The organism is Haloterrigena salifodinae (assembly GCF_003977755.1).
Classification (GTDB): Archaea; Halobacteriota; Halobacteria; order Halobacteriales; family Natrialbaceae; genus Haloterrigena; species Haloterrigena salifodinae.
Genome location: NZ_RQWN01000002.1, coordinates 1054860 through 1072343, shown reverse-complemented (window position 1 = coordinate 1072343; position 17484 = coordinate 1054860). Strand labels below are relative to the sequence as shown.

The 17484-nt window shown below is 64.8% G+C and carries 19 protein-coding genes; 5 read left to right on the top strand and 14 right to left on the bottom strand.

Features of this window, described 5'->3' with window-relative positions; translation table 11 throughout:
- Positions 1 to 45 precede the first annotated feature (45 nt).
- From rpl12p to EH209_RS13865, 3 genes are read right to left on the bottom strand one after another with little or no spacing between them, the layout of a single operon-like run.
- Positions 46 to 396 carry a 50S ribosomal protein P1 gene (gene rpl12p / locus EH209_RS13875; RefSeq protein ID WP_126663445.1) on the bottom strand — a complete coding sequence of 117 codons (351 nt, stop codon included), beginning with the start codon at positions 394 to 396 and terminating at the stop codon, positions 46 to 48.
- Between the two features lie 21 nt (positions 397 to 417).
- Positions 418 to 1470, bottom strand: a complete 1053-nt coding sequence (locus EH209_RS13870; RefSeq protein ID WP_126663444.1) for a 50S ribosomal protein L10 — start codon at positions 1468 to 1470, stop codon at positions 418 to 420.
- A 1-nt stretch (position 1471) separates the two neighbouring features.
- Positions 1472 to 2104 (bottom strand): 50S ribosomal protein L1, encoded by a 633-nt coding sequence (locus tag EH209_RS13865; RefSeq protein WP_008896770.1) that lies wholly within the window; start codon positions 2102 to 2104, stop codon positions 1472 to 1474.
- A 278-nt stretch (positions 2105 to 2382) separates the two neighbouring features.
- On the opposite strand from EH209_RS13865, the gene EH209_RS13860 reads away from it, so the two are divergent.
- On the top strand, positions 2383 to 2991 hold the full coding sequence (locus EH209_RS13860) for a hypothetical protein (RefSeq protein WP_126663443.1): 609 nt from the start codon (positions 2383 to 2385) through the stop codon (positions 2989 to 2991).
- A 65-nt stretch (positions 2992 to 3056) separates the two neighbouring features.
- Here the strand turns inward: EH209_RS13860 and EH209_RS13855 are convergent, their stop codons facing one another.
- The 7 genes from EH209_RS13855 to EH209_RS13825 all read right to left on the bottom strand — a co-directional run bounded on the left by EH209_RS13855 (position 3057) and on the right by EH209_RS13825 (position 9206).
- Positions 3057 to 4466, bottom strand: a complete 1410-nt coding sequence (locus EH209_RS13855) for an MBL fold metallo-hydrolase (protein ID WP_126663442.1) — start codon at positions 4464 to 4466, stop codon at positions 3057 to 3059.
- 511 nt (positions 4467 to 4977) lie between these two features.
- Complete coding sequence (locus EH209_RS13850; protein WP_126663441.1) at positions 4978 to 5466, bottom strand: 50S ribosomal protein L11; 489 nt, start codon at positions 5464 to 5466, stop codon at positions 4978 to 4980.
- 90 nt (positions 5467 to 5556) lie between these two features.
- Entirely contained in the window at positions 5557 to 5859 is a 303-nt protein-coding gene (gene cutA, locus EH209_RS13845; RefSeq protein WP_126663440.1) for a divalent-cation tolerance protein CutA, read from the bottom strand.
- A 101-nt stretch (positions 5860 to 5960) separates the two neighbouring features.
- The gene (locus EH209_RS13840) at positions 5961 to 6158 is read right to left on the bottom strand and encodes an HEWD family protein (RefSeq protein WP_126663439.1); all 198 of its coding nucleotides are present in this window, start codon (positions 6156 to 6158) and stop codon (positions 5961 to 5963) included.
- Between the two features lie 152 nt (positions 6159 to 6310).
- Positions 6311 to 6643, bottom strand: a complete 333-nt coding sequence (locus EH209_RS13835; RefSeq protein ID WP_126663438.1) for a hypothetical protein — start codon at positions 6641 to 6643, stop codon at positions 6311 to 6313.
- A 251-nt stretch (positions 6644 to 6894) separates the two neighbouring features.
- The gene (locus EH209_RS13830; protein WP_126663437.1) at positions 6895 to 8406 is read right to left on the bottom strand and encodes a phosphoenolpyruvate carboxykinase (ATP); all 1512 of its coding nucleotides are present in this window, start codon (positions 8404 to 8406) and stop codon (positions 6895 to 6897) included.
- 359 nt (positions 8407 to 8765) lie between these two features.
- Positions 8766 to 9206, bottom strand: coding sequence for a cupredoxin domain-containing protein (locus tag EH209_RS13825; RefSeq protein ID WP_126663436.1), 441 nt, complete (start codon positions 9204 to 9206; stop codon positions 8766 to 8768).
- 112 nt (positions 9207 to 9318) lie between these two features.
- Here EH209_RS13825 and EH209_RS13820 point away from each other — a divergent pair, with 112 nt between their 5' ends.
- The 3 genes from EH209_RS13820 (at position 9319) to EH209_RS13810 (ending at position 13446) form a co-directional block, all read left to right on the top strand.
- On the top strand, positions 9319 to 10044 hold the full coding sequence (locus EH209_RS13820) for a protein sorting system archaetidylserine synthase (RefSeq protein ID WP_126663435.1): 726 nt from the start codon (positions 9319 to 9321) through the stop codon (positions 10042 to 10044).
- 84 nt (positions 10045 to 10128) lie between these two features.
- The gene (locus EH209_RS13815; RefSeq protein WP_126663434.1) at positions 10129 to 11475 is read left to right on the top strand and encodes a HEAT repeat domain-containing protein; all 1347 of its coding nucleotides are present in this window, start codon (positions 10129 to 10131) and stop codon (positions 11473 to 11475) included.
- 102 nt (positions 11476 to 11577) lie between these two features.
- Positions 11578 to 13446, top strand: coding sequence for a phospholipase D-like domain-containing protein (locus EH209_RS13810; RefSeq protein ID WP_126663433.1), 1869 nt, complete (start codon positions 11578 to 11580; stop codon positions 13444 to 13446).
- 57 nt (positions 13447 to 13503) lie between these two features.
- On the opposite strand, the gene EH209_RS13805 is transcribed toward EH209_RS13810, so the two are convergent.
- Both EH209_RS13805 and EH209_RS13800 read right to left on the bottom strand, forming a co-directional pair.
- Positions 13504 to 13935, bottom strand: coding sequence for a metal-dependent transcriptional regulator (locus EH209_RS13805; RefSeq protein ID WP_008896758.1), 432 nt, complete (start codon positions 13933 to 13935; stop codon positions 13504 to 13506).
- Between the two features lie 121 nt (positions 13936 to 14056).
- Positions 14057 to 14551, bottom strand: a complete 495-nt coding sequence (locus EH209_RS13800) for a ferritin-like domain-containing protein (protein WP_126663432.1) — start codon at positions 14549 to 14551, stop codon at positions 14057 to 14059.
- A gap of 134 nt (positions 14552 to 14685) precedes the next feature.
- Here EH209_RS13800 and EH209_RS13795 point away from each other — a divergent pair, with 134 nt between their 5' ends.
- Complete coding sequence (locus tag EH209_RS13795; protein WP_126663431.1) at positions 14686 to 15000, top strand: hypothetical protein; 315 nt, start codon at positions 14686 to 14688, stop codon at positions 14998 to 15000.
- A 30-nt stretch (positions 15001 to 15030) separates the two neighbouring features.
- On the opposite strand, the gene EH209_RS13790 is transcribed toward EH209_RS13795, so the two are convergent.
- Both EH209_RS13790 and sufD read right to left on the bottom strand, forming a co-directional pair.
- Complete coding sequence (locus EH209_RS13790) at positions 15031 to 16146, bottom strand: hypothetical protein (protein WP_211338369.1); 1116 nt, start codon at positions 16144 to 16146, stop codon at positions 15031 to 15033.
- Positions 16147 to 16262: 116 nt separating this feature from the next.
- Positions 16263 to 17483, bottom strand: a complete 1221-nt coding sequence (gene sufD / locus EH209_RS13785) for a Fe-S cluster assembly protein SufD (RefSeq protein ID WP_126663430.1) — start codon at positions 17481 to 17483, stop codon at positions 16263 to 16265.
- Position 17484: the final 1 nt, after the last annotated feature.

The window sequence follows — 17484 nt, the reverse complement described above, 5'->3', positions numbered from 1 at the left end:
CGCGTCGAAAGAAAATCGGGATTGCTGAAACCGTCGCGTCGCGACTTAGCCGAAGAGCTCGCCGAGGCCCTCGCCGCCGGCGTCGTCGTCTTCGTCGTCGTCCTCGTCCGTCGTGTCCGGGACGTCGCTGGTCTCTTCGGCCTCTTCCTCTTCGTCGCCTTCGTCGCCACCGGCGTCACCGGCCGCGGCGCCGCCTGCGGCGGCTCCGCCTGCGGGGACCGCGGCGGCCTCGGAGACTGCCTCGTCGATGTCGACGTCCTCGAGCGCGGCGACGAGCGCCTTGACTCGGGACTCCTCGACGTCGACGCCGGCAGCGTCGAGCACGTCGGTCAGGTTGTCTTCGTTGATCTCTTCGCCCGATTCGTTCAGGATGAGTGCAGCGTAAACGTATTCCATTGTAGTGTCCTCCAGTAGTGATTATCCGAACATCTCGCCGAGACCGGCCCCGCCGTCACCGTCGTCTTCGTCTTCGTCGTCATCGTCGGTGTCGGCGTCGGCCTCGTCGGCGTCAGCTTCGGTGTCGTCCTGTTCGTCAGCCGATTCGTCCTCGCCCTCGTCGGCGGCCGGTTCAGCGGCCGCGTCGACGCCCTGCAGTTCCTCGGGCAGGGCCTCCTCGTCGTCGATCTGGGCCGCGAGCGCACGCAGCTGTGCGTCGGCCTTGCTGACGAGGTCGGGCATCAGCTCTTCGTCCTCGATCGCGGCCTGCAGGCCGAGGCTCTTGGCCTCGCCCGTGGCCTTGGCGATGAGCGTCGGCGCCGTCGACGCGGTCGGGAACGACGCGTTGATCGCGAGGTTCCGTGCGCGTGCGGCGGCGGTCGACACGTCGCTCTCGTAGGCCTCGACGTCGATGTCGAGGTCCTCGGGGTCGAAGAGAACGCCGTCAGCGACGACGGCGCGAAGGTCGAGTCCGACCTCCTTGGGCTCGATCCCGAGCTCGTTGAGGACGTTCGCCAGATCAGCAGAGACTTCGCCGCCGGCCTCGAGGACCGTCGAGTCCTCCATGACCTGAATCGAACCCTCTTCGATCCGTGCGTTGGCACCGATGCTCTGGAGTTCGCCGACGAACGGTCCCGGGTCGACCCCGGTGTCACCCTCGGGGATGACGATGTCGTTCGGGGCGACCTCGCCCTCGTTGATCGGGGCGGGCGTCTTCGACGCCTCGAGCTCCTTGTAGAGCGTGAACGGGTTGTCGTTCGTACCGACGATCCCGACCTGGCCCTCGATATGATCAACGAGGTCCTCGAGGCCGGACTCCTCCAGTGCACGGACCTGCAGGGTATTGCGGCTGACGCGGAGCTCAGCGGTACCGTGCAGACCACGGCGCATGTCCTGGAGCTGCTTGCTCGGAATGCCGGTGATGCCGACGATGCCGACGCTGTCGTAGCTCTCGATGATCTCCTGGAGCTCGTCGACTTCCTCTCGCTTCCACTGGGGAAGGTTCTCGGTCTTGCGTTCAGCCTGTGCGCTCATATTAGGCCACCTCCACAGACGGCCCCATCGTCGTCTTCACGTAGACGGCGTCGATGTTCTGGGGCCCCTTCTCGAGGTCGGCGTGCAGGCGACGCAGGATGACGTCGATGTTGTCGGCGATGTTCTCCGCATCCATGTCCTCGGCGCCGACGAGCGTGTGGAACGTTCGTCGGTCGCCGGAGCGAAGCTGCACGGTGTTTTTGAGCCGGTTGACGGTCTCGACGACGTCGTCGTCGGGCGCGAGCGGGTCCGGCATCTTCCCTCGGGGACCGAGAATGGTACCCAGGTGCCGGGCAATATCTTGCATCATCGCCTCTTCGGCGATGAAGAAGTCCGTCTCGTCGGCCATGTCCTTGGCCTCGTCATCGTCCAGATCGGCCACGTCGTCTTCCGAGAGAACCTCGTCCGCTGCCTCTTCGGCGCGGACGGCGGTTTCTCCCTCGGCAATGACGACGATTCGCGTATCCTGGCCGGTTCCGGACGGCAGGACGATAGACTCGTCAACTCGGTTCGACGGTTCGTTTAGGTCGAGGTCGCGCAGATTGATCGCGAGGTCGACCGTCTCGGTAAAGTTCCGATCGGGGGCGTCCTCGAGTGCGCGAGCGACTGCTGTTTCAATATCCGAATCTGCCATCGTTCACCTCCGTAGTACGCAGGAGTGCTCCTACGGGTCAGTGAAACAGGCTAGGCCTGTCTCCTTTGAACGGAGTGCCATGGCGAACTTAAACCCGTCGAACTGCCAGCGCTGACTTCCTCGATACGCGTGCGTCTCTGTACCGTTCGAACTATCAACTGACGAACCGCGCGCTTTTTGGTTCGCTCGGGAAACGCGAACGTCCGTCTCGCTGGGAAGCGCAGGAATACGTTCAGCGAGCGAAAATATTATATTACCTGATAGTGTATATTTCCTGTATGTGGCCATCAGATTTATATAGTGTTAGTGGGGCGACGGGAATCGGGTCGGTTATGCCGCTGACGATCGGCGGACTCGGCTTCGAAACGCTGGAAACGATCAGCCCGCTCGAGCGGGCGGGGCTCCTGTTCGCCGGGACGTTCGTGTTCGCGGCCGTGGTGCTCGGATTGCTTCAGGGGTACGCCCCGCGAACGGTAACGAAGGCTCGCCGGAGCCCGGTTATTTCGATCTGCGTCGGCCTGCCGGGACTGTTCGTCGTCGTCGGACTCGGCAGTACGGGGCACCTGATACTCGGTACGGATCTGGGGCCGTTCTTCGGGATTCCGATGATCGTCCTCGGCGGGACGATCGTGCCCGCGTTCACCGCCCTCGGTTTCGTCGCGTTCGGACGGTCGATCGCGGCGCGGCTCGGCCGCGACCGCCTCTCGGTCGGTATCTTCCTCGGTAGTCTGCTCGCTGGCATCGCCGGTTTCTCGCTTGCGCTGACCGTTGTCGTAGCGGGTTTCGCCGGCGCCCTCGGAATCGGCGCGGGCGTGCGCGTGATTATGGCTACCGGTGGGACGTCCCGGCCCGACGATCGCACCGTCCCCCCCGCGAACAAGATCTAACCCGGCGGTCGACCGACGGACGAGATCAACGAGACGTCACACCTGAACGTCGCCAGACGCCATGACTAGTCCTGTGTCGCTTTCGCACTCGCCGTCGCGTCCGCCTCGACGGGCACGTCGTAGCCGTGGGTGTGGAACGACCCGAGACAGAGGAACAACCCGCGTTCGTAGATGTCCGGCTCCTTCTGGACCCCGAGGTGCGAGCCGATCTTCGCGTCCGCCCAGTAGGCGCTGTGAGGGCCTTCGAACAGCCGCTTTACGAGCCGCGCGTCGGCCTCGAGTTTCACGTAGCCGTCGTACTCTACGGGGCGGGGATCGGACACGTACCGGTAGCCGCCGCCGTTCATCGAGAGCTCGAGATAGACGTCGTCGACCAGCGAGATCAGGACCGTCGTCTCGGTGCTATACCCGATTCGCTCGCGCTTTTCCTCTAAGCTCTCGTAGGCGTAGGGAACGTACGCCTGGAGCTCCGACAGCGTCGGCATCGGGTCGGCCTCGTACTCGAACGATCGCGACGCCAGCTCTTCCTCGATGTAGCGGCGCTTCGCGTCTGGATCCGCCGGCTCGAACGGCGCGGATCGCTCGCCGGTCTCGAGGTCGATGTGTTCGCCGGAGTTCAAGAAGACGCATTCGTGGTCGTCGGGGTCGACGGCGTCGGTGAAGAACTCGAGCGCTTCCTCGCGGGGCGGATTCGCCGTGTATTCGTTGAGGTGGGCGAGGTCGCCCGTCAGCACGTACTCGCCGGCGAATGGCATGTAGAAACGGGGTTCGAAGATGTCGATGAACTCGAGCGCCCGCTCGTGTTTCTCCTGGATGACGCGGTCGCGTTCGCGGAGCTTCTTCTCGTGGCTGTAGTCGGTGACGGCCTGGGGGTAGAACTGCGCCGCGCTGTACTGGTGACAGAGGAGATCGATCGTCCCGTACTCGTCGGTGACGGTTCGACAGACCGACTCGGCGATCGAAAACGGCACGTCGTTGGTGTTGACGACCGTCTGCTCCCCGTTGTCGATGACCGCCATCGAGTCGACCTGCGTCGAGCCCGGTTCCTCCGCGTCGTCGTCGTACCACGTACACCCAAAGTAGTTCCCGCAGCGCTCCGGATCGCAGCCGTCGGCCGCGAGCACGTTGATGTGCATGTCGCCCTCGAGCGGCGTGCGCTCGCCGTGGGACAGCTCGATCACGTCGAACCCCAGCGCAGCGACGGCGTCGTGGAGATAGTCCCACCGGTAGTCGTGGATGAGCACCGGAATGTCCCTGTCCATGCGTTCGAGCGTGTCGGGGTCGAAGTGGTCCGGATGGATGTGCGAGATATAGATGTAGTCGACGTCGTTGAAGTCCTCCGGGTCGAACTCGGGTTCGGGGTAGTGGGCCCACGAGCCGTAGTACGCGCCGTCCACCAGCCAGGGATCACAGAGAATCGACGTCTGCTCGTCTTCGACGAGAATCGCTGCCGACTCGAGATAGGTCACTCGCATACCGAGGCTCCAACAGCCATGAATCATTTGTTATTATCACAATATGGGATGGTACGCGCTCCCGAACGCGGGATAGGGCACAGCTACGGCTCCCTCGTCCACCGTCGACGTCCCGTGAATCGGCGTCCGGAAGCGGATAGGGACCGGCAAAACAGCCGTAGTCACCGAGTAAACGGCGTGCGTTCGACCACCGTGGCTACGCTATCGGTCGTCGGGACGAACGAAGAATACTCGGTGCGTTCCCGGTTCGGGGACTCGTCGAACACGCCGTCGCTTCGCCGACGAGGACACACCGGAACGTCCGTTCTGCTCGTGTTCCGAGCACTCGCAACTACACGTTCGCGTCGACTGCAAGAACGATAACACGCTCGTCGACTACGCTGCCGCTTCGTCGAGAAGTACAACGGAACACTCGCCGTGCTCGTGTTCCGAGCTCTTGTGGACGACGCTGCCGCTTCGCCCACAAGAACGAAGAAGTACTCGCGACGCTCGTACTTCAGGCGCTCGTCGACTACGCTGCCGCTTCGTCGACGAGCACGTCGTCGTACTCGCCGTCGTCGACTCGCTGCTTGAACTCTCGAGCGTCGTTGCCCTCGATGGTGACGCCCATCGAGGCGCAGGTGCCGACGACTTCCTTCGCGGCGTTTTTCGCGTCGTAGGCGAGCAGGTCGGGGTGTTTCTGCTCGGCGATCTGTTTGACCTGTTCGACCGACAGATCCGCGACGAAGTCCTTCTGGGGTTCGCCGCTGCCGGTCTCGAAGTCAGCTTCGTCCTTGATCAGTTCGGCCGTCGGCGGGACACCGACGTCGATTTCGAAGGAGCCGTCGTCCTCGTAGTCGACGGTGACGGGGACTTCGGTGCCGTCGAACGCTTCCGTCTGGTCGTTGATCTCCTGTACGACCGCCTGCACGTCGACAGGGGTCGGTCCGAGCTCGGGACCGAGCGGCGGGCCAGGGTTGGCCTGGCCACCCGGAACGAGCACTTCGATGGTTCCAGCCATACCCGTCACAACCCGTGCGCGAGTTTTAAGGGTTGCTAATTCGGGCAGTGAGGTCTGTGATACGGTGTCGTACGCCTCGCGGCCCGGCCGTTACTCGACGCTTTCGGTCCGCCACTCGGCGAATGACTTGAGGACGTGGGCCTCGTCGAAGCGTTCGATACAGGGGACGTCGTACGGGTGGATCGCTTCGACGCGGTCGACTAGGTCGTCGTAGGCGTCGGCGGTCGTCTTTGCGAGCAGAACAGCTTCGTCGTCGCGGTGAATTTCGCCCTCCCAACGGTAGGTGGAGGTCGTCGACAGTCGGTTGACGCAGGCCGCGAGTCGGTCCTCGACAAGCGTCTCGGCGATTCTATCCGCTTCGGACGGCGGAACCGTGATGTAGACCGTTGGCATTCGTGTCGCCGGCTACGCTCGAGACGGAGAAAAGTCCCATGACGATGTCGCGGGACGACCGCAGGGCTCTAGAGAGGTCGATCCGGGCGGCCACGCCCTCGTCAGTCCGCGTTCACGTTACCGGAGACGGGATTGAACGTTCCGTTAATGTCCCACTCGTGAATGCAGTGTGGATTTCCGACCTGCTTTTCGCCGTCTTCGCGGGCGATCTGCCAGGCCTCGAGGTTGTCGTCCCATCGCTCGGTTCGATCGCACCGTTCGCAGACGCGGGCAGTCGGCGGTTGTACTTGCGAGCTCATTGTCGACCGTGGGAACTGAACGCATATAACACTATCCGTGTGCGGCAACTTCTGCCCCGGATTCGTTCACGATTTTTGGAGGATTTAAAATTAGCGGGCCGATAACAGCGTTCGAGCAATCGGCGTGGGTCGCGGGAAACGCCGAGCGGGACTTAGAGCCGGTCGCCATCAGTGCCGAGACGCTGGCTCGGTTCCGCCACCGTCGCACCATCGACCGGCGGCTCCGACTGACCGGTCGGGAGGTATCGCCCCGTCGGAGAGCGGTATCGAACGACGAGCGACCACATGACCGCGGTCCCCAGCAGTCCGATCGCCGAGAACGTCATCCCAAGCGAGTAGAAGGTCCCGGTGTAGATCACGGCGAGCGCGAACTTGGGGACGCTGGTCGCCAGCGGGATTCGCGCGTCGAGGTCGCGCAGCGTCGGGAGCAACGCGACGACGGTGAGTAAACTGCCGCCGAGAAAGACGAGATCGTGCCAATACATGCAATAGATACTCGGCTATGAGTAAATAGTCTTCCGGTTAGGATCGGGCTGTTGACTCCGTCTCGAGCGGGTTTTGACCCGTGTGGTTTCGGACCCGACGAGAGAGAGAGCATTGGCGGTCGCGCACCTGTGGGTAGCAGGCAGACGACCGCGTACCCGCAGTTACGAAACGGAAGTTCCGAAAACGAGGGTCCGAACTGAAACCGGCAGTACCGACACTGACGCGAGACTCGCTCTGTTGGCGGTCCCGATCAGTAGACGGCGTCTTTGATCTCCTCGCGGAGTTCGTCGAACTGCTCGAGGTAGTCGCGACGTTCGGCTCGCAGCTCCGCGACGGCCTCGTCGTAGTTCTCGATGTGGTCGGGGACGTAGTACTCGCCGATGTCGAATCCGGGCACGCTCTCGGGGATCGTCAGCCCGGTGCGGTCGTCGTCGGTCCACTCGATCGCCCCTCGGGCGGTTTCGGTGAGGATGGTGACGGACTCCTCAACGCCGACGTCCGCGGACTTCTCGCCGAGATAACCCGTGTTGATGACGTAACACTCGATGTCCAGCACCTCGATGAGGTCCCGGAAGATGTTGCCCTCCTCACCCTCGGGCCCGATGATGAAGGGGTTGGTCCCGACGACGCGGATCGACTCGCCCGCGCGGGACGGATCGCCGGCGCTGGTCTCGATCGATTCGCCGAGCATGAAGGCGACGGCCGCCTGGTCGTCCGTGAGCTTCGCGACCGGCGGCATCAGCGGATTCCGGGTGATAAAGAAGGCCTGATCCATCCGCTCTAAGTCGATCTCCTCGTCGGCACTCTCGAGTTGGTCACGCTGGACGACCGCCCTGGAGTTCGAGGTGTAGCGATCCTCGTCGAAGTGGACCGTCCCGTCGTCGTCGACGGCGACATTCTCGAAGACGGCCGACTCGTGGGTTGCGGCCTCGTAGAGTTCGGGCTGTTCCTCGGCGTCGAGGCCGATGGTCTTGATGAACAGCCCCTCGCCCTCGCTGCCGGCGACGGTGCCGTCGGGCAGGAGGCCGCAGACGTCGTCCTGGAGCATCGTGGCGTCTTCGGGGTCCTCGAGCCAGCAGCCGTGGGAGGTGAGCGTCGACTTGCCGGTCGCCGACAGGCCCATGAACACCTGGCCGACGGTCTGGAGGTCGCCCTCCTCGTTACGAACGCGCACGCGCTTGCTTCCCGCGTGGAGACCGAGGCCGCCCTGTTCCTTGATCCAGTACATGTACAGCCGGAGGAACGACTTCTTTGCCTCGCCGATGTAGTCGGTCCCCAGCACGGCGGTAAAGCCTTCGTCGGGAAGGACGCGGATTGCGGTCTCGTTGTAGTCGGGGTCCATGACCGTATAGAGGTCGGGTTCTCGACCGTCCGACGGTTCGAACAGGTCCCGCCAGCCCAGCGCGATGTGGGCGTGCTCGGCGGGGATGAACAGTCGGCAACAGAAAGTCGCGTCGGGATGGCGTCCCATCAGCCGATCGACGCAGACCATCTCGCGGTCGCCCGCGCGGGCGATCGCGTCGTCGACGAGCTCGTGGTCGCGCTCGTCGAACGCGGCGTCGACGGCGTTTTTCGTCAGATCGGCGCTGCGGGATCGCGTTTCGCTGACGTACGACGGCGATCCGAACTCGGTCATCGTCTCGTCGCCGGCCGCGAGGTCGCGGAGGTCCTCGAACGACGGGTCGTACCGCACGTTCGACGCTGTCGTCGGGTCGGGAAGCTCTCGGACCAGCGGACGGGTCTCCGCCCCGGTTTCGGACATATACGTAACTCACCATCGCCGCAATGTATAAACATGGAGGATTCTTCTCGCTGTGTGTCACGTCTTCACCAATCACTGTGGGCGAGCGCCGATTTCGGACCGCAGTGGCGGCGAGGGGTAGATTCTCCGACTTCCCGAGAACCGTATGAAATCAGATACGAAGGAGAAAGATACTCGGGAGCGAAATAATTTCTACTCGGGAGCAATCGGTTCGATACCGATCCCTCTCACAGGGTCGTATCGACGAGCGCCGACAGGCTACATCCGGATCGATGGGCCACACCCGGATCGGTTCTCGAGAGACGTGCGCTCGAGGGCGGCCCCAGAACGATGGCAGAAAACGCGTCCGTCGGACCGTCTCACTCGGAGACGATGATCTTGCCGGTCATTCCAGCAGTAACGTGGGGTTCGCAGATGTAGGTGTAGGTTCCCGGCACCTCGAACGTGTGCTCGAACGTCTCGCGGGTCTCGAGTTTCCCACCCTGGGACTCGTGCCAGGCGTCGATCGCTGTCTGTTCGTCCTCGAAGCCGCCGGTCGCGAAGTAGTCGGCTCCCTCGGGAAGGCTCGCCTCGCGGGCCGTCACCGTGTGAATGGCTTCGCTGGTGTTCTTCCAAACGACGGTTTCGCCGACGCTGGCCTCGTACTCGTCAGGGAGGAAGGCGTTCCGGTTCATCCCGATGGTACAGCTCTGGCCGTCGCAGGGACCGTCGTTCTCGAAGGGGCTGGTGACGGCCGAACAGCCCGCCAATCCGGCCGAAACGGTGGATCCGACGGCGGCGAGATAGACGCGCCGATTCATACCAGTGGCTTTGGAGCATCCGAATATAACCGCCCCGGTTCGATCGTCGAAACCTCGAGGGCTGGTGGCGAAACGAAAACACGTAAGGGACCTCCACGCCGAATCCGGGAGTATGCTCCCCCGGTTCGTCGGGCGACTGGGCGTCGCGGACGCGGTGACCATCGCTAACGCCGCGCTGGGATTCGTCGCCGTCGTCGTCGCCTTCGTCGACATCGCGCTCGCCGCACGCCTCATCCTGTTGGCGGCGATCGCGGACGGGTTAGACGGGATCCTCGCCCGCCGCTACGGCGGCACCGACGTCGGTCCCTACCTCGACTCGCTGGCCGATGTCGCCTCCTTCGCGGTCGCCCCCGCGATCGTCGCCTTCGTCGTCATCACCGACGGCCTCGAGCTCGGGTTCGACGCAGTAACGGGCGAACTCCTCCTGGCGACCGGGACCTGCGCGCTATTCGTCGCGATGGCCGTTACCCGCCTCGGCATGTACACGGCCTTCGACGTCAGCGGTAACTACACCGAGGGTATCCAGACGACGCTGGCGGCGACGATCATCGGCGCGGCGATCCTCGCCGGCACGACCAACCCGTGGCTCGTCCTCGCGGTGACGGGCGCGTTCTGTTACCTGATGGTCTCACGCATCGAGTACCCCGACCTGCTCGCCCGCGATGCGGCCATCATGGGGGTCGTCCACGCACTGGCGATCCTAATTCCCGAGTTCGCCGGTCGCACGTTCCCCTACGCGCTGTTGACGCTGGGTATCGCGTACATGACGTTGAGCCCCTGGTTCTACTGGCGCGAGGAGGCCCAGTCGACGGCGCCCGACGCGCATGGAAACGCTTAGGGCGCTGCTGGGACGACCGTAGGGTATGTACACTGCCACGCGTCGGCGTCATCTCCGGGTCCAGAGACGGGACCGGGTGGTACCATGAGCGATGACGAGGCAGCCGAGGACGGAGCGGACGAACCGGCCGAGGAGGAGTCCGAACCGGTCGATCTCGAGGCGATCCGCGAGGCGCTCGCGGCCTTCGAGGACGACGTCGAAGCCCTCGAGAGCGAGCTCGAAGCCGCCGAGACCGAGGACGATCTCGACGTCGTCGAGGCTGACATCGAGTCCTTCCGCGAGGAGTTCGAGGAGATCGAGATCCCCGACCCGCCAGAAACCGAGGAGGACGAAGACGAGGATGAGGACGCCGAACCCGCGCCCGAGGAGCAACTCCAGGAGCGCTACGACGACATCGAGAGCGACGTCTCTGATCTCGAGTCAGATCTGGAGGACCAGCGCGGTCCCTACGGCGAGGACGTCGTCAGCGAGATCAACAGTGCCAGCGGGACGATCACGGGCACCCGCTGGACCGAAGAGGGTAACGCCGAACTGATCGAGGCCGTCGACGACTTCCTCGACGACCTGAACGAACTGCTCGGCACCTCGGTCACGCTGAGCAACGAGGGCGAGGCGGTCCCCGACCAGCTTGATGCGACTCTCGACCGCGCGGCCGAGGCCGTCGAGGACGCCGAACTCGACGCCGACGACGACGCCGAGACGATCGCCGGCCTGCTCGAGGCCACGGACGACCTCGACTCCGATATCGACGACGCGACCGAGTGGACCGACCTCGAGATCCGCGAGCAACTGCGCCGCGAAGGGTTCTACGACGTGCTCGACCACGTCAAGGACTTCCCACCGGAGTGGCACGCGCTGAAGGTCCACGAGAAGCGCGGCAACGTCGATATGATCCTGCTGGCCTACGAGACCTTCGACTCCGATTACATGGAGGAACACTGCCTCGAGGCCTTAGAACGCATGGGTCCCGAGGAGGCCATGGAACCCATGATCCAGAAGGCGGGCCGCCGTGACCAGGCCGCGATGCGCATCCTGGGCAAGATCGGGATCGCCGACGACGAGGTCGTCGAGGCGCTGGTCGACTACGTCGACTCGAACCCTAACCTCCAGCGGCCTGCGTTCCGCGCGCTCGGCGAGATCGGCGCCGAAGACGCCGTCGAGCCGATCGCCCAGCAGCTGGTCGCCGACGAGCCGGACGTCCGCAGCTGGGCCGCACGCGCGCTCGGCCTGATCGGCGACACCCGCGCCGTCGAGCCGCTCGCGGACGTGCTGGCCGACGACGAAGAGGACCGCGTCCGCGCCAGCGCCGCCTGGGCGTTAAACCAGATCGGCACCGCCGAGGCCCTCGAGATCGTCGCCGACTACGGCGACGACCGCGCGTATCTCGTTCAGGCCGAAGCCGAGAAGGCCGCGACCGAGCCCGCAGCCTAAACGCGACGCGAACGGGATAGACCCGATTTCCGTCCCCCCTCTGAATCTCGCACTCCGTTTTCGACCTGACCTTTATATCCGAACGCGCGGCCAGAGCGCCCGATGGAGTACCGACGCGCAGTCCTCGTCGCGCTCGTGAGCGTCGGCCTCGCCGCCGGCACGTTGATCGGGGTCGGACTCGTCGCCGTCGACACCGCGACGAGCGACGGAACTCCCAGCGACGTGGCGTCTCGAGGCAACGCAACGCTCTCTCGAGCCGACGCTAACGGCGACGGAACCAGCCTCGCGTGTCCGATCGGTGCGATGGAATCGGCGCCCTCGTCGGACGAGCTAACCGACGGCAACGGGTCGGTCCCCGACGCCGACACCGGCGAGCGACCGATGAACGCGACCGGTACCGCGCCTCGGATCGTCGAACTCTACCCGAATCCCACGATTCGCGACAACGTCGGCGAGTATCTCGTCCTCGAGGTCCCCCCGGACACTCGACTCGAGAACTGGACGCTCACCGACGGCCATACCACGGCTGAACTCCCGAACGAGACCGTCGCCGGCCGCGTTGCCGCGAGCACGGCGCCGAACGTCACTGGCGGACTGACCGAGTACCCGGTGGTCGAACTCGAGGGGGCGCTGCGACTCGCCGTCGACGGGGACACCCTGGAGCTCCGGAACGAGACGACGACCGTCGACGCGGTCGCGTACGATCGAGCGCCGACGGCGGAACGGTGGTACCGCAACGGCAGCGAGACCGACGAGCTGACCGCCGGCAACCCCGAAACCGGCGACTGGCATCCCCGCGATGCGACCTGCCTCCCAGTCTCGACGGCCGACGTCGCGAACGCGACGGCGTTCGTCCTTCCCGACTCACCCGCGGTTCCCCTCGAGACGCTCCGCGGCGCCGACGACCGCCTGCTGCTGGCCGGCTACACGGTCACGTCCGAGGCGGTCGCCGATGAACTCGTCGCCGCGGCCGACCGCGGGGTCGACGCCGCGGTGCTCTTCGAGTCGAGCCCCGTCGGCGGCACGCCCGCGGCGACCGAGAGCGTCCTCGAGACGCTCGTCGACGGCGGGGTCGACGTTCGCGTTATCGGCGGCGCCGACTCGCGGTACCGCTATCATCACCCCAAATACGCGGTGGTCGACGACCGCGTGCTGGTCACGACCGAGAACTGGAAGCCGTCGGGCGTCGGCGGCCAGAGCAGCCGCGGCTGGGGCGTGCGCCTCGAGTCCGAGTCCCTCGCGGCCGATCTCGCGACCGTCTTCGACGCGGACTTCGAGGGTCGCGATACGACCTCGGGTGCGGCCTATCGCAGGAACGCTTCGTTCGTGGACGACGGCCCCGTCTTTTCTTCGCCCGATCCCGAGTTCCCGACGGCCCACGGCCCGTCGACGGTCCCCGTCGAGTCCGCCGAACTCCTGCTCGCACCGGACAACGCCGAACGCCGTCTCAACTCGTTACTCGAGAGCGCCGACGACGAGATCCTCGTCCTGCAGCCGTCTATCGCCGACGACGTGTCGTTGCTCAAGTCGACCCTCGAGGCTGCCCGCCGCGGCGTCGACGTCCGTATCCTGCTCGGATCGGCGGAGTACAACGCTGACGAGAACGCGGCGCTGGCGCAGGACTTAGAACGGATCGCCGACGACGAGTCGCTGCCGCTCGAGGTCGAACTGGTCGAGGAGACGGACGCATTCGAGAAAATCCACGCCAAGGGGGTCGTAATCGACCGCGAGGTGGCGGTCGTCGGCAGCGCCAACTGGAACGAAAACTCCCTCCAGAACAACCGTGAGGTCGTACTGGCGCTCCACGGCGAGGAAATCGCGAGCTACTACGCCGACGTATTCGAGGCCGACTGGCAGGGTGACGACGTCTCGTCGCCGATCACCGTCGGCGTCGCCCTCGCCGTCGTCGCCGCGCTCGCCCTCGCAGCGCTGGTCGGACGTCGGTACGTTCGGTTCGGCGATCCACAGTAAGGGTCGCGTCATGCAGTCGCCATCCAAATTCCGTCTACGAAAACCGGTCGCCCCGCGTCAGTCCGCGCAGCCGTCACCGACCTCGAGTCGCTCGCAGGCGTCCCGTTCGGGGTCGAAACAGTCGGGGCACTCGCCCGGCCGGTCGATGATCGTGTCGAGGCGCTCCGCGACGGTATCGTCGATGACGCTCTCCAGAGCGCGGGCCTCGTCCTGGTACTCCTCGACCTCGAGGACGTTCGCGAGGAACCGTTCGATGATACAGTAGGTCTGGAGGGCGTCGTGGGCGCGCCCGAGTCCCTCGTCGGTCAGACTCGCCCCCTTGTACTTCTCGTGGTCGACGAGTCCCCGGTCCTCGAGTTTGCCGATCATCTCGTTGACGCTGGCCGGACTGACCTCGAGCAAGTCCGCGAGCGTGCCGGTCGATGCGGGGCCGTCCTCGATGCGTTGAGCCAGATAGATCGCCTTGAGATATTGGTCTGCAGTGTTCATTGCATCCCTCCGTTAGTGCCGCTCGGTGTCGCGTCGATTCCTCGCCGGCGTCCCCGCGTCCGGGACTCGATGCGCGGTGACGGCGTTCGATCTGCGGGGGACCGTACTGCCGCCGTCTCGATCATGCTCTGTGCTCCATGATCTCGGTCACTTCTTCGACGCCGTCCTTTTCCTCCTCGCGGATCTCGTAGAGGGTCTCGAGGAGGCGCTCGCGTTCGATAGCGAACTCGCTGTCGGATGCCTCGATTGCATTGATAAGGTCGTCGTAGAACTTGTAGGCCGTTTCCTCGTTCGCCAGTTGGTCGTAGAGGACGCCGTCGGTGTCCTCTGGGGGTCCATACTGGGCGTCGACCAACGCGTTGATTTCCTCGTACGCGACGGTGTCCGCCTCGAGATCGTCGATCAGCGCCTCGAGCCGCTCGCGGTGGTCGGCCGACTCGTCGGCGGCCTCCTCGAGCAACTCCCGCACCTCCTCGTCGATCGCCGCTCGCTCTTCGGGGGGCAGCGAGTCGAGGTGGTGGGCGGCGCGTGACTCGACGACCTCCTCCAGAACGACCCCGATCTGCAGCAATCGGGCTAGCTGGTGATCGCTCGAGACGCGCTGTCCCAGACTCATATCAGGTCGTCCGGGCCGCTGATACTTAACCGTCCCTACTCGATCGGTTCGGTCAGGCGGTGACACGGGTCCGAACGGCGAGCGCGAATCGAATACCCACGGGTTATTTACTGTTGTTTTCGGAACCGAGACGCATGGAACGTGTCAGTGCGTTTGTGGGAGTCGCATACGGATTTTCGCTGCTCGGCTATCTCGTCGCTGTCCTCGGATTCGGACTCCTCGTTTCGGCTCTCGGCGCCGGTTTTCTCACCGGAGGCCAGTCGGACGGATCGTTCGTTATCGGCGGGTTCATTTTCCTCTTGGGCGCCGGAAGCACGGTCGCGGGACTCCTCGGAATGCTGTACAAGGTTATCGCCGACGGCGTCGCCGCCGGCATCGAAAACGCAGTCGCGACGCCGGCAAGTCGGCCCGCTCGAGAGTCCGACGACGGATCACCACGGTCCCGATAACCGTCGCCCGCTCCCCATCCCGCGATCGGCTTACCCGCGATACCGCCAGACGCGCGTCCCCTCACCGCCGTCGACGGCATCGACCTGTTTGAGACCCTCCTTGATACAGCGCCACCAGCCGTCACTGGTGTCGTACCCCGCCGGACACTCCTCGTAGAGCGCGTCGACGAAATCGGAGCGACGCGCCTGGCCCTCGTCCCGCAGGTAGGCCAGCGCCCGCCCGACGGCGTGGCGGCGCTTTTCGATCGTTTCGGCCGAGCGGCCCGGAATCGACAGTTCGTCGAGATCGGTGATGTCCTCCCCTGGCCGGACGCCGTCGCCGGCCAACCGGGTCGAAGACGTGTATTCGAGCCCGGTCTGGACGTCCCGGTTCAGGCGCTTTCGCGTGGTCGCGACCGCGCGCCGGGAGAGTTCGTCGAGTCGCTCGGTCTCGACGGAGCCGAGCACGCCGGCGTCCTCGTGGACGGGGTCCTCTCGAATGCGCGCGACGCGCTCCGGCGACAGGCCGGAGGGCTGCTCTCCGTTCGACTCGGCTTCGGTCGGCTCGTTCGCGGTTGAATTTGGGTCCCTTTCACCGCCCGCCGACTCCGCTCGAGCCGACGAACCCGCCGACTCGTTCGACACGCTCGAGGCTCCATCTTCGCGTTCCCCCGTCGATTTCGAGCCGCTGTCCGATCGAACCCTCGAGTCGGGACTCCGTCGAACCGTTCGGGGCGAACCGTGGACTTCGAGCACCGGCTCGCGGTTCACCGGCGTTCCGTCGGGGTGTCGGTCGTGGTCGGCCGACTCGGTCTCGTCCCCGTCGGGTGCCCGTTCGGCGCTCTCGTCAGCAGTCTCGGTGGCTGAGTCGTCGGCCGCTCGCGGCTCACCGTCCGCGCGGTCGCTCTCGACCGCCTGTGAGAGCGTCGCCACCTGCTCCTCGAGGCGGGCGATGCGCTCGCGGTGATCCGCCAGCAGCCGGTCCCGTTTCCGACCGCGGTCAGGCCCCGCTCCGGCCTCGATCGAGCCGCGGTGTTCGATGATCCACCGGACGTACGCCTGTCGACTCTCGAAGCCGAACAGTTCTCGCTCGGCCTCGAGCGCGTCGACGGTCTCATCCTCGAGTTCGACGGAGAGGGCCTGCATCGTCTCCGGATAGCCGATCATCATATAAAAGTGGTCGTCAGACACCTCGAAGACGGTCGCAGTCGACGGAACACGGAGACGGCTCGGAGTGCGAAAGAGAAGCGAAAGAACGCAAAAGCCGCGCTATCGCCCGACGGTTAGTCGCGCTGGCGAAGACGCGCGCCGATCAGTTCCTCGAGATCGTCGCGGAGTTCGTCGACGTCGATTTCCTCGAGGACGGGCACGAAGAAGCCCTCAACGAGCATGTTGCGGGCCGCGCGGGGGTCGACACCGCGGGAGGTCATGTAGAACAGGTCCTCCTGGTCGATCTGGCCGACCGTTGCGGAGTGGCTGGCCTCGGTGTCGTGGTTGTTGATGATCAGCTTCGGGGAGGCGTCGGCCTCGCTCTCGTCGCTGAGCATGAGCGTGTTCTCGCGCTGGTAGGAGCTGGTGTCCCACGCGTCGGCGCCGACGTCCTGGACGCCCTCGTAGACCGAGCGGGCGACGTCGTCGGTGACGCCGCGGGTGACGAGGTCGGCGGTCGTGTGCTCGGCGCGGTGCCAGACCTTCGCGTCGAGATCGAAGTGCTGGTCGTTGTGACCGTAGAAGGCACCGACGATCTGGGTCTCCGAGGAGTCGCCGCTGAGCGTCGTCGAGACCTCGGTTTTGGTTAGCTGCGTTCCGAGGTTGCCCTCGATCCAATCGATCGTGGCGTAGGTGTCGGCGACGCCGCGCTTGACGGTGAAGTTGTAGGCCTCCTCCGAGAGATTTTGAAGGCTGCCGTACTGGACGTAGCTGTTCTCGCCGGCGGCGACTTCGACGACGCCGCTGTAGTACTGCTCCTCGGCTTCCTCGCCGGTCGACTGTCGCTCTAAGATCGTGACCGAGGACGACTCCTCGGTGACGACGAGCGTGTAGTTGAACAGCGAGCGGGAGTTCTGCTCGGTCCGGATGGTCACGTCCTCGGCGTCGACGCCTTCGGGGACGTAGATGACCGTCCCGGTGCTAAACAGCGCCGTCGAGAGCGCCGTTAGGTAGTTCTCCTGGGGATCGACGATGCTACCGAAGTGCTCCTTGAGGAGCTCTTCGTGCTCATCGACGGCATCAGTCCACGAGAGCACGTCGGCTTCCTCGGGACCAACTTGATCCTTGTCCTCGGCCGCGTTCAGCGGATCCACCAGCGACTCGAAGTCGAGTTCGTAGAGATTCGTCCAGTCCCGACCCGGCGTCCGAATGACGTCCGGCATGTCGAGCTCTTCGAGCGCCTCGAGGGCCTCGAGACGGGTCTCGAGGAGCCACTCGGGCTCGTCGAGGTCGCCGCTGATTTCGCGCACCTGTTCTTCCGTTAGATTGGCGTGTACCTGTGTTCCTGCGCTCATA

Coding starts and splice junctions, on each gene's coding strand:
- EH209_RS13820 (WP_126663435.1), top strand. CDS start 9,319: ATGCTCCCCCGGTTCGTCGGGCGACTGGGCGTCGCGGACGCGGTGACC.
- EH209_RS13805 (WP_008896758.1), bottom strand. CDS start 13,935: ATGAACACTGCAGACCAATATCTCAAGGCGATCTATCTGGCTCAACGC.
- EH209_RS13835 (WP_126663438.1), bottom strand. CDS start 6,643: ATGTATTGGCACGATCTCGTCTTTCTCGGCGGCAGTTTACTCACCGTC.
- cutA (WP_126663440.1), bottom strand. CDS start 5,859: ATGCCAACGGTCTACATCACGGTTCCGCCGTCCGAAGCGGATAGAATC.
- EH209_RS13850 (WP_126663441.1), bottom strand. CDS start 5,466: ATGGCTGGAACCATCGAAGTGCTCGTTCCGGGTGGCCAGGCCAACCCT.
- rpl12p (WP_126663445.1), bottom strand. CDS start 396: ATGGAATACGTTTACGCTGCACTCATCCTGAACGAATCGGGCGAAGAG.
- EH209_RS13790 (WP_211338369.1), bottom strand. CDS start 16,146: ATGATCGGCTATCCGGAGACGATGCAGGCCCTCTCCGTCGAACTCGAG.
- EH209_RS13865 (WP_008896770.1), bottom strand. CDS start 2,104: ATGGCAGATTCGGATATTGAAACAGCAGTCGCTCGCGCACTCGAGGAC.
- EH209_RS13830 (WP_126663437.1), bottom strand. CDS start 8,406: ATGTCCGAAACCGGGGCGGAGACCCGTCCGCTGGTCCGAGAGCTTCCC.
- EH209_RS13860 (WP_126663443.1), top strand. CDS start 2,383: ATGTGGCCATCAGATTTATATAGTGTTAGTGGGGCGACGGGAATCGGG.
- EH209_RS13855 (WP_126663442.1), bottom strand. CDS start 4,466: ATGCGAGTGACCTATCTCGAGTCGGCAGCGATTCTCGTCGAAGACGAG.
- EH209_RS13825 (WP_126663436.1), bottom strand. CDS start 9,206: ATGAATCGGCGCGTCTATCTCGCCGCCGTCGGATCCACCGTTTCGGCC.
- sufD (WP_126663430.1), bottom strand. CDS start 17,483: ATGAGCGCAGGAACACAGGTACACGCCAATCTAACGGAAGAACAGGTG.
- EH209_RS13800 (WP_126663432.1), bottom strand. CDS start 14,551: ATGAGTCTGGGACAGCGCGTCTCGAGCGATCACCAGCTAGCCCGATTG.
- EH209_RS13810 (WP_126663433.1), top strand. CDS start 11,578: ATGGAGTACCGACGCGCAGTCCTCGTCGCGCTCGTGAGCGTCGGCCTC.
- EH209_RS13870 (WP_126663444.1), bottom strand. CDS start 1,470: ATGAGCGCACAGGCTGAACGCAAGACCGAGAACCTTCCCCAGTGGAAG.
- EH209_RS13840 (WP_126663439.1), bottom strand. CDS start 6,158: ATGAGCTCGCAAGTACAACCGCCGACTGCCCGCGTCTGCGAACGGTGC.
- EH209_RS13795 (WP_126663431.1), top strand. CDS start 14,686: ATGGAACGTGTCAGTGCGTTTGTGGGAGTCGCATACGGATTTTCGCTG.
- EH209_RS13815 (WP_126663434.1), top strand. CDS start 10,129: ATGAGCGATGACGAGGCAGCCGAGGACGGAGCGGACGAACCGGCCGAG.